The organism is Daejeonella sp., assembly GCF_037719425.1.
In the GTDB taxonomy this organism is placed as follows: Bacteria; Bacteroidota; Bacteroidia; order Sphingobacteriales; family Sphingobacteriaceae; genus Daejeonella.
Map to the genome: position 1 here is coordinate 1 of NZ_JBBJNI010000084.1, position 8,369 is coordinate 8,369.

7 protein-coding genes are annotated in these 8,369 nt (G+C 41.2%); 4 read left to right on the top strand and 3 right to left on the bottom strand.

Annotated elements, in window-relative coordinates; genetic code table 11:
• Positions 1–1,244, top strand: a 1,244-nt coding sequence (locus WKF69_RS11880) for a hypothetical protein (RefSeq protein WP_340382146.1), incomplete at its 5' end; no start/stop codon positions are given.
• Positions 1,245–1,566: 322 nt separating this feature from the next.
• Here the strand turns inward: WKF69_RS11880 and WKF69_RS11885 are convergent.
• The 3 genes from WKF69_RS11885 to WKF69_RS11895 form a co-directional block, all read right to left on the bottom strand.
• A complete protein-coding gene (locus WKF69_RS11885) occupies positions 1,567–2,574 on the bottom strand; it encodes a nucleotidyl transferase AbiEii/AbiGii toxin family protein (RefSeq protein WP_340382147.1) in 1,008 nt (335 codons plus the stop codon).
• Positions 2,549–3,184: a DUF6088 family protein gene (locus WKF69_RS11890; RefSeq protein ID WP_340382148.1), complete on the bottom strand. Its 636-nt coding sequence runs from the start codon at positions 3,182–3,184 to the stop codon at positions 2,549–2,551. Before WKF69_RS11890 ends, WKF69_RS11885 begins: the two co-directional genes overlap by 26 nt.
• A 572-nt stretch (positions 3,185–3,756) precedes the next feature.
• Positions 3,757–4,908, bottom strand: coding sequence for a Fic family protein (locus tag WKF69_RS11895; protein ID WP_340382149.1), 1,152 nt, complete (start codon positions 4,906–4,908; stop codon positions 3,757–3,759).
• A gap of 327 nt (positions 4,909–5,235) precedes the next feature.
• Between WKF69_RS11895 and WKF69_RS11900 the strand changes: the two genes are divergently transcribed.
• The 3 genes from WKF69_RS11900 to WKF69_RS11910 all read left to right on the top strand — a co-directional run.
• A complete protein-coding gene (locus WKF69_RS11900; RefSeq protein WP_340382150.1) occupies positions 5,236–5,472 on the top strand; it encodes a hypothetical protein in 237 nt (78 codons plus the stop codon).
• Between the two features lie 874 nt (positions 5,473–6,346).
• Complete coding sequence (locus WKF69_RS11905; RefSeq protein WP_340382151.1) at positions 6,347–7,264, top strand: hypothetical protein; 918 nt, start codon at positions 6,347–6,349, stop codon at positions 7,262–7,264.
• A 320-nt stretch (positions 7,265–7,584) separates the two neighbouring features.
• Positions 7,585–8,369, top strand: a 785-nt coding sequence (locus tag WKF69_RS11910) for a TonB-dependent receptor plug domain-containing protein (protein ID WP_340382152.1), incomplete at its 3' end; no start/stop codon positions are given.

The window sequence follows — 8,369 nt, forward strand, 5'->3', positions numbered from 1 at the left end:
TGCCTCCATCGGGTCAGCGGCGTCCCGGCTATGATGAAGTGGACAAAATGCTAGCCGCCATGAACGAGATCATTACCTTCGGAATGATAAGCGATGCCATTCGGTTTAAGCTAGATGACCCAGAAATTGGTTTGTTACAATCAGGACGTATTGGTATTTCTAAATCTTTTTTCGAGGAAAAATTGAAGCCTTTCACCCATGCCAATACCTTGGCTGACGTCGAATATTACATGGAAAACTTCGACGACATGATGGACGTTACACCTACTGAATCGGTTAGTTCTGATGAAATTGATGCCTATTATGATCGAGTAGACGAGGCTTTCATAAACGATTGGGGCGTTTCCTTTACGCAGATCTTGGGTGTAATTAAATCGCTGCTGATTTTTGGTGCTCAGCGAGAAACATCGGTTGTCGTTATCAGGAAAGAGGATTTTATCAATGAATTTGTTGCTAAGTCATCAATGACTGAGACAGAATTAACGAATATCTTAAAATTTATAACTCTGAGATCGCGGCCAGCTTACCTGACTGCGCCTGACGGATACAAGAATGAAGATGTTTTCCCGTGGAAGTATAACCGGGAATTCAGTGTAATTCGCCGACCTATCGTCGAATTTGTCAGGGACGGGGAGTCTTATTTGATCTGGGGCATACGCAATGCGGAAGTCGCGGGCAGGCAGTTTAATCAACTTTTCCAAAACGGCAGGCTGAAATACGGCAAGGAAAACATAAATCAACTGCTTGGCGAAAGGAACCGAGAATTGGGTGACCAGTTCCGCAAGATCGTGTTTGAGTGGTTAAGTGCTCACCCGGAATTAAAAGTTTGGGATTTCGAGGTAAAAATTGCACCGGGCGGCCATTTGAAAGCTGACAAGGATTACGGCGATATTGATATCCTAGTTCTTGACTTAAAAACCGCTATCGTTTATAACATCGAATGCAAAAGAACACACCAAGCGAAGAATATTCATGAGATGAAAACGGAGCTAGATGCCTATTTCGGTCGCGATGGACAAAAAAAGAAAATCCAAAAGCATATTGAGAGGGATACCTGGCTGGCCCAACACCAACAGGAATTGCAACGGTTTATTGGTTTTGATAAGCCGATAAAGATCAAGTCATTCCTTCTGACGTCCGAAGTCGTACCGGTGAAATATATTGCAGGTGCAGATAGTCCGTTACCTTTGATCGCCTTCCCGCAACTAAAAAGTGATGGGATCAAATTATTAAGAGAGTTATAAATGGTTATGAACGAATCAACAAACTTGGAGTTACAGCAATTATTGGTCAAGGTGATCAGCGTCGCTGGCAAGGTGATAGCGAGCGGAGACTATTTTGGCATTCCTCTTTTGATTTTTGATAGAGCCAAAACATTTGTGCCTAGGGCAGGAAGACAAAGCTTTGAGGCGAATAAATCTCCACCCTGCGGGTAGTATTTATTTTTCCCAAACCCAGAGGACTCGTCCTTCTCTGACGAGAGGGTATAATATTTCCATCATTAAACCAAAAAGGAATCTAATCAATCGTGCACCTACTTTACTAATCTGAATATTTATTCGAAGCTTATTCTAATTTTATCTTTCTGAACCGATCTCTCAATTCGATAATTCTGCCTATGAGTGTAGCAAAGTCCCTAGATTCTCCATAGATCATACTGTTCTGCATAGCTTTATAATCTTGTTCCCAGTCTTGCATCAGATCATCAGGAGGAACGAAACTGATTCGTGTAGGATGATGACCTGAGTAGTCAATCCCTTTTATCAGGTTAAATTTTTCACGGTGTTCAATAATTGACCGATACACGTCTGTATCTCCTAATGCCAATATCCCATGTTCTGTATCCATTAACCTGTCCAAATCATATAAATGCCGTGACATGCGTTCAATCCGTACTTTGTCTGCTGGCTTACAAAACTCTTCATGTAATAAAAATGCCTTTTCAAGGAAAGTTCTGGCAGGGTCAACAGTCTCTACACTAAATGCAGATCCGGAGAATGGTTGATCAGGTAACTCTTCACTGATTATCGAAACTATCTCTCTTTGTCGGGATGGTTCGCGCAGTGAGCGCGCTCCTACTTCCATCAGTACCGCTTCCTGGATATAATTACCTTTGACAAGAACTGATTTGTAATTAAGTTCAAGAACCTGCGGATCACGATCTGAATCCTGGGTCGCCTGTGCGCTTAATGAGAATAATTCTTTGTCAACTCCCATACTTACCAGCGCCTGTCCGATTGCTTCCCGAAAAGGATCACTTGTAAATTTACATGATGCTTTTCTTAGTTCTTTGATTTTATTACGACTAAGATCACCTGAGAATCCAAGGACTTCCCGATCCAGAACCAAGTCTATATCTTCTGAAAAGCGGTCAATTAATCCCCATGATTTACTTAAAGATGTTCCGCCTTTAAACACCAGATATTTCGTCCATTCTGAGCTGAAAGCCGCTTTTAAAGCTAATGTTACCCACCAGTCTTTTTCAATAGAATAGGCTGGTAACCCGGTTTTAGCACTTACCAGATTTAATATTTCGATCTGCCTGTTTTTAGTTAATTCCAGCCACTCTATCATCTTTTTCCAATTTTTCCATTATTGATAAAAGAATACTTGCTATCCAGGCTGGAGCCAGTTTCGAATCTTCCTTTATTTTTTTCTTATCTTCTTGTTGCAAAACTTCTGTAATCCGGTTCAGCACCTGATCGGTTACAGCTTCTTTTCCCAGTTCTAGTAATGCTTGGATAACCATAGAACTTATCTTTCCTTTGGCAGCCAGTCTTTTTGCGGTAGTACTTTTAAAGGTAATTATATGTTTGCCAACTTTAATTTTCCGGGGTGCGCCATCAGTAAGGTAAACTAATTTCATCGGGACCTGGGTAGACAATCTTAAGCGGTGTAATGCAGCCACACCGGTTGGAATAATGCGTGCCTTATCCCTCTTTGCAATATTATAAGCTATATCCTCAGCTGAAGGATACAGGGTACCCAGAACATTATCGTGCTTGGGATACAGATAAATACCCTGAGCCAAACGCTCAAGCATTCCATCATTAACCAACCGGGAAAGTGAGGTCTTTACTGCATTGCCATTGCCTAAATCATTAAAATCTGCTGGAAAAATTAACTTTCCTCTGCGTTTTTTAATAATGCGGGTAACAATCTGTTTATGAATAGAATGTATCATTATCAATTGTCTGATTCTGTTACAAATTTACAGTAAAATTGTAACAAAAAACTTAGGTAATAAAGATGTTCTATTCTTAATAGCGACTGGAGCTTCAGTGGGTCGTGGTATTCTTTTCTTTCAGAAAAGAATACATCAGCTTGAGTTCTTTCAGTACGCTTGGCAAAACACTTAAGTGTTTTGCCAAGCGTACTGAAGCTTATAGCAAGGACATAAGAATTCCCTTAAAAATACTGTGTTTTTTTTAAATTTATAAAGGATGATGTTGATCAACAATACGAAGGTAATACTAAATATAACAACCTCTATTTTTAATTTTCAACATTTCTAGTAAGTACGAGAGAATGCATGTGACTGACCCATTCTCCCGCCCTCAAAGCAGACGGTTTGAAACCACACCGCGCGCGCCCCCCTTTGTTTAAGAGTTCAGCGAAGCGCTCTTAAATCATACTATAAAAAAGAGGACTCTGTCCGGAATAATATCTGCCCCCCTTTTGGCGGATTTGCCTTTTTGGTAAATGCTAGTAAAAGAGCCTGGGGCTAGCGAGGCAAGAAAGCCCCATAAAATAAATTCACTCTCTTAAGGCATAGCTAGTACTTCTGCCACCAGCAGATTCCTTTATTAATATTCCTCGTTCCACTAAATCTTGCAGATCACGGGTCGCTGTATCCTGTGAACATTTGTTCATTTTAGCCCATTTAGATGAATTAAGCGTACCCAAGAATCCGTCGAATAACTTATTCAACATATAATTTTGTCTTTCATTTAAATTGCTGGTAGCGGGGTTTTCCCATAGTTTCGCTTTACGCATCACTACAGCCAGAGTTTCATCCGTATTAGTTATAGCTCGATCAAAGCATAAAAGAAACCATAACAACCATTCAGTTATATCTAATGATCCTTTTTGAGTGTTTTCTAAGATGTCGTAATATGAGTTTCTTTCGGCTTGTATTTGAGCTGACATGCTGTAAAAACGCTTAGCACTCCCGTCAGCGCGCGCTAATTGCATATCAGTTATAGCGCGAGTTATACGGCCATTCCCGTCCTCGAAAGGATGGATGGTTACAAACCACAAATGAGCTATGCCCGCTTTTAATACTGGATCAGTGCCGGTATTAGTATTGAACCACTCTATGAACTGCTGCATTTCATTATTTAGAATTTCCGAGTCCGGGGCTTGATAGTGGACTTTTTCCCGACCCATAGCACCGGATATAACTTGCATGGGGTCGTTTTTGCTGTTATCGCGCCACGCTCCCACTACGATCTTAGCTATGCCGCTCCGCCCGGTTGGAAATAATGCAGCTTGCCATCCAAATAAACGATCGTCAGTTAGTTTCTCTGTATAGCGTTGAGTAGCATCCAACATCATTTCAACAACACCTTCCACGTTCCTATCAAAGGGCACAAGACCGGCCACATCCATCCCCAGCCGCCTGGCAATAGAAGAACGCACTTGATCCGGATTCAGGATTTCTCCTTCAATCTCACTCGATTTTACGACGTCTTGAGTTAAAGTGTGTAGAGTAGCCTCTTCTTGAAGAGCAAAGCCAATGCCTTCCATCTTACCCAGCAGTCGGCCCTGACGATGGCGTACCGCAGCCAATACCTCAGCGAGTGCATCATTATCCCATATAAATGCAGGCCAATTTGATAGTTGATGAATGTACATTGTATTATTCTCCGCAAGATATGCGTCAAATATAACATGTATTCTCCGCAAAAGCTAGAATAATTTATGCAAGTTATGCGGAGAATAAGCTCTGTATTCTCCGCATAAATAAAATCAGGAAAACAAACCCCTTGGTTTAAGTGTTCCGCAGGATCACTTATATCTGAATATAAAACCAAGACTCCGACCGGAAATTGTAGAGAAAGTCTTAAAAGAAATTCCCGCTTAAGTCCTCTTCTTTCTTGCATGATTTAAGAGCGCTTTGCTGAACTCTTAAACCAATTTGGAAAATCAAAAGATGATTTATCAGCGCTTCGCTGGACTATTATTTTGTTTTTCAATACAAATAATGATATATCGTTCGTTAGAAAGGGTACTATGGAACATCCTTTCAGAATAACCCACAATAATTGCGACTACGTATTTAAGCTAATTAAAGACAGCCCCGTAATCAAAGAAACAACCGAATTCAGAATCAAGCTGGAGGAAGAAGAGATTTCCATTTGCAAAACCCCAACCGGATGGGCGCAAAAAAATTCAGAGGTTCTCCATTTAAATCCTGAATTGCTTAATGCGATTGGCCACTCGCTTTCCCTGAGGTTCAGACTGAGTTAAAACCAAAAGGGGTGTTATGTACCCGGGATGTATCTACTAACCTGAATGCTTACCTTGCATCATTAGTAAACGGTGGAAACCTTCTAATTTAAAAAACCCAGCCGAACCAGTTTCCTCTTTGGTTTAAGGTCTTCCGCCAGATGACTAATTTGGACGAGGACTTTGCAAGCACAGAGACTCGAGGGCGAGATGATAAGTGAGCTTGAGGATGGAACTAGACATACTCTCTCTAAAGGGATGAGCTATGAGGTTTCGGATGATCTTAGCTCCCATCGTTCTTATTCAAAAGACGGAGTTAAACTTCTTATTATTGATGGAGGCTTCTTAAAGTCACATTGAAGTTTATTAAACATTACCGGAATAATTTGGCTGAATCGGGTTCTGCAATCTTTTTCTCCTATAGTCCACTCTGTCAGTAGAAGAAGATTGCTTCGCTACGCTCGCAATGACATGCTTGGTTAGAAAGGACCCCTCAGTCAGCCGAAGAGGCTGACAGCTCCCCTTGAAGAAAGGGGAGCACTAGCGTACACAACGCAGGCCGCAGGCATGCACTTCTACACCAGTCAGCGATAGGTACGCTTCTTAGGCCAACCTACTGAATCTCCGTTCACGTTTCCGTCCGGATCGGCTGGTGCGGGTAGCACAGTCCAAGCCAAAGCACTAACTTCCGAAGCAGCAGACGCAGCAGTGGGGTTTGGTTCTTTGACCTACAGCAAAGAACTAGGCCTCCGCGGCCATGAGCGGACAAAATTTACAATTAACACAGACTAAAGATTCATTTGCAGATCGGCAATAGACTTCGTAAACAGGTCCCTTATACGAGGATCAATGCTAATATAAAACACTCCCCATTTTTTTCCTATTTTCACAGCCAATGAAATCCACCCCCCTGCATCTAATTTTTCTTACCCTATTCCTCCTTTCCTGTAATTACGTAAGAAAGATCAGCGACGATCCTATACCCACTTTTACAGCCGTCAAGAATATCAAATACAGCGAGGTAAAACGTCGTTTCGGGAATGGGCTTTCCTTCCATGAAACAGGATTTCAGCTGCAGCCGGAATGGGAGGTCTATTTCAGCGCAGAGGATTCCATAAAGATCTTTAGTCCTGAGCGCCAAAAATATATGCCCTACCGCATCTTCCACAGCCATAAAGCGTTATTTCATTTTGCTAGGGATTGGTTCAGAGTAAAGCATGTCGGCAAAGACAGTCTTGTGCTGCAGGCAATGGTTCTTGAATCAAGGGTGGTTAAGGAAGAGCTCTCGAATATATACATGACGCTGTATTCAAAAGACTATATCGAAAAGGAACTTAAAACAACCGCGGAGGAGCTTAGAAAACCTACACATGACGACAGCCTTTTCATTAAATACCGGGCTATTCAGGCGAATACAGATCCTGACAGTTTATTTGCAGCGCGAAACCCTGTTGCTCTCAAAAGCAAAAGCAAAATTTTGACAGTCAATAAAGTAAACCCTTCAGCAGACCCATACCTGGGCTACATCAGCCGGTCGGAAGAATACCTCTACCCGGTATACAAAATCCATATCAATAAAGCTTATCAGGATTTTCAATACTCCTTCCAGGTTATCGTAGATCATAATGGAAAAATGATATTCAAAGATTTCCTTGTTGCTGTAATGCCCGAGTTCGTAGAATCAAAAACTAAAGTTGCAAAGGGTATAATCGACGTTTATTTAAAGAACCTTCTTGATGTAACACCGGGTAATACTTTGGGGTATCCACATTCGAGTGTTATCAACCTGCATATTAAAGGGAAGAAAGAATAACGGTCTCATTTTTTAACTGCAGAGTTCGCAGAGTTTTACCTGCCTGCGGTAGGCAGGCGCAAAGGACACAAAATGTGAAATTTTGCAGGGCCTAATTATGTGTTAAAAAACTCGGCATTCTCTGCGATATACTCTGCGAACTCTGCGGTTAATTATCCGACCAGCTAAGTATCCGACCAGCTCACAATGACCACTGATTGCTGATTAATGAGGGTCTGCTGAAAATCCGGTTTTTTTTAAAAAACATAGGTAGTTATCGTTAACTTAGTCACTCAAACTAACCAAACCTATCCTGTTTAAAAAACCAAATTTATAGAATAATGAAATTCAAAAATCTATACTCAATTTTCCTTTTGTTTTTACTTCTGCTTGTTCTTGATGCAAAGGCATTCACAAAAAGCGCTTTAGAAAGAAAAGTTTCCGAAAACTACGATCCTGTGATAGTGACTGGTAAGGTGGTTGATGAAAAGGGTGATCCCTTACCGGGTGTAACTGTTAAAGTTAAAAGTAACACCGTTGGAACTTCAACTGGTTTGGATGGTTTGTTTTCTTTGCAGGCGCCGGATGATAAAGGAACGCTAATTTTTTCTTTTCTTGGATATCTGACTCAGGAAATTCCAATTAATAGCAGGCAGGTAATAAACGTAAATATGGTGCCGGATTCTAAATCTTTAAGTGAGGTGGTAGTAATTGGCTATGGTACAACAACAAAAAAAGATCTGGTATCTTCAATTTCATCTATCAAGGCTGATGACCTAAAAAACCAGCCGGTTGTTAATCTTGAACAGGTACTTCAGGGAAAGGCTTCCGGATTGGAAGTTACTTCTAACAACGGCACGCCCGGCTCCGGGGCAACCATCCGGATCAGAGGTAATAATTCCATTAATGGCAATAACGATCCACTGTACGTGTTGGATGGTTTTATCGCCGGATCAGGGTTTGATATTAATAGTCTAAATACAAATGATATTCAATCGATCGAAATTTTAAAAGATGCAACTGCTCTTGCTATATACGGAACGCGTGGTGCATCAGGTGTAATTTTAATTACTACCAAAAACGGAACCGGTGTCAGCAAGGGAAAACCACAAATTACACTAGGTCA

What these genes read in the sequence shown, in the direction of transcription:
- WKF69_RS11905 (WP_340382151.1), top strand. Translation starts at nt 6,347, where the DNA reads ATGAAATCCACCCCCCTGCATCTAATTTTTCTTACCCTATTCCTCCTT.
- WKF69_RS11900 (WP_340382150.1), top strand. Translation starts at nt 5,236, where the DNA reads ATGGAACATCCTTTCAGAATAACCCACAATAATTGCGACTACGTATTT.
- WKF69_RS11890 (WP_340382148.1), bottom strand. Translation starts at nt 3,184, where the DNA reads ATGATACATTCTATTCATAAACAGATTGTTACCCGCATTATTAAAAAA.
- WKF69_RS11885 (WP_340382147.1), bottom strand. Translation starts at nt 2,574, where the DNA reads ATGATAGAGTGGCTGGAATTAACTAAAAACAGGCAGATCGAAATATTA.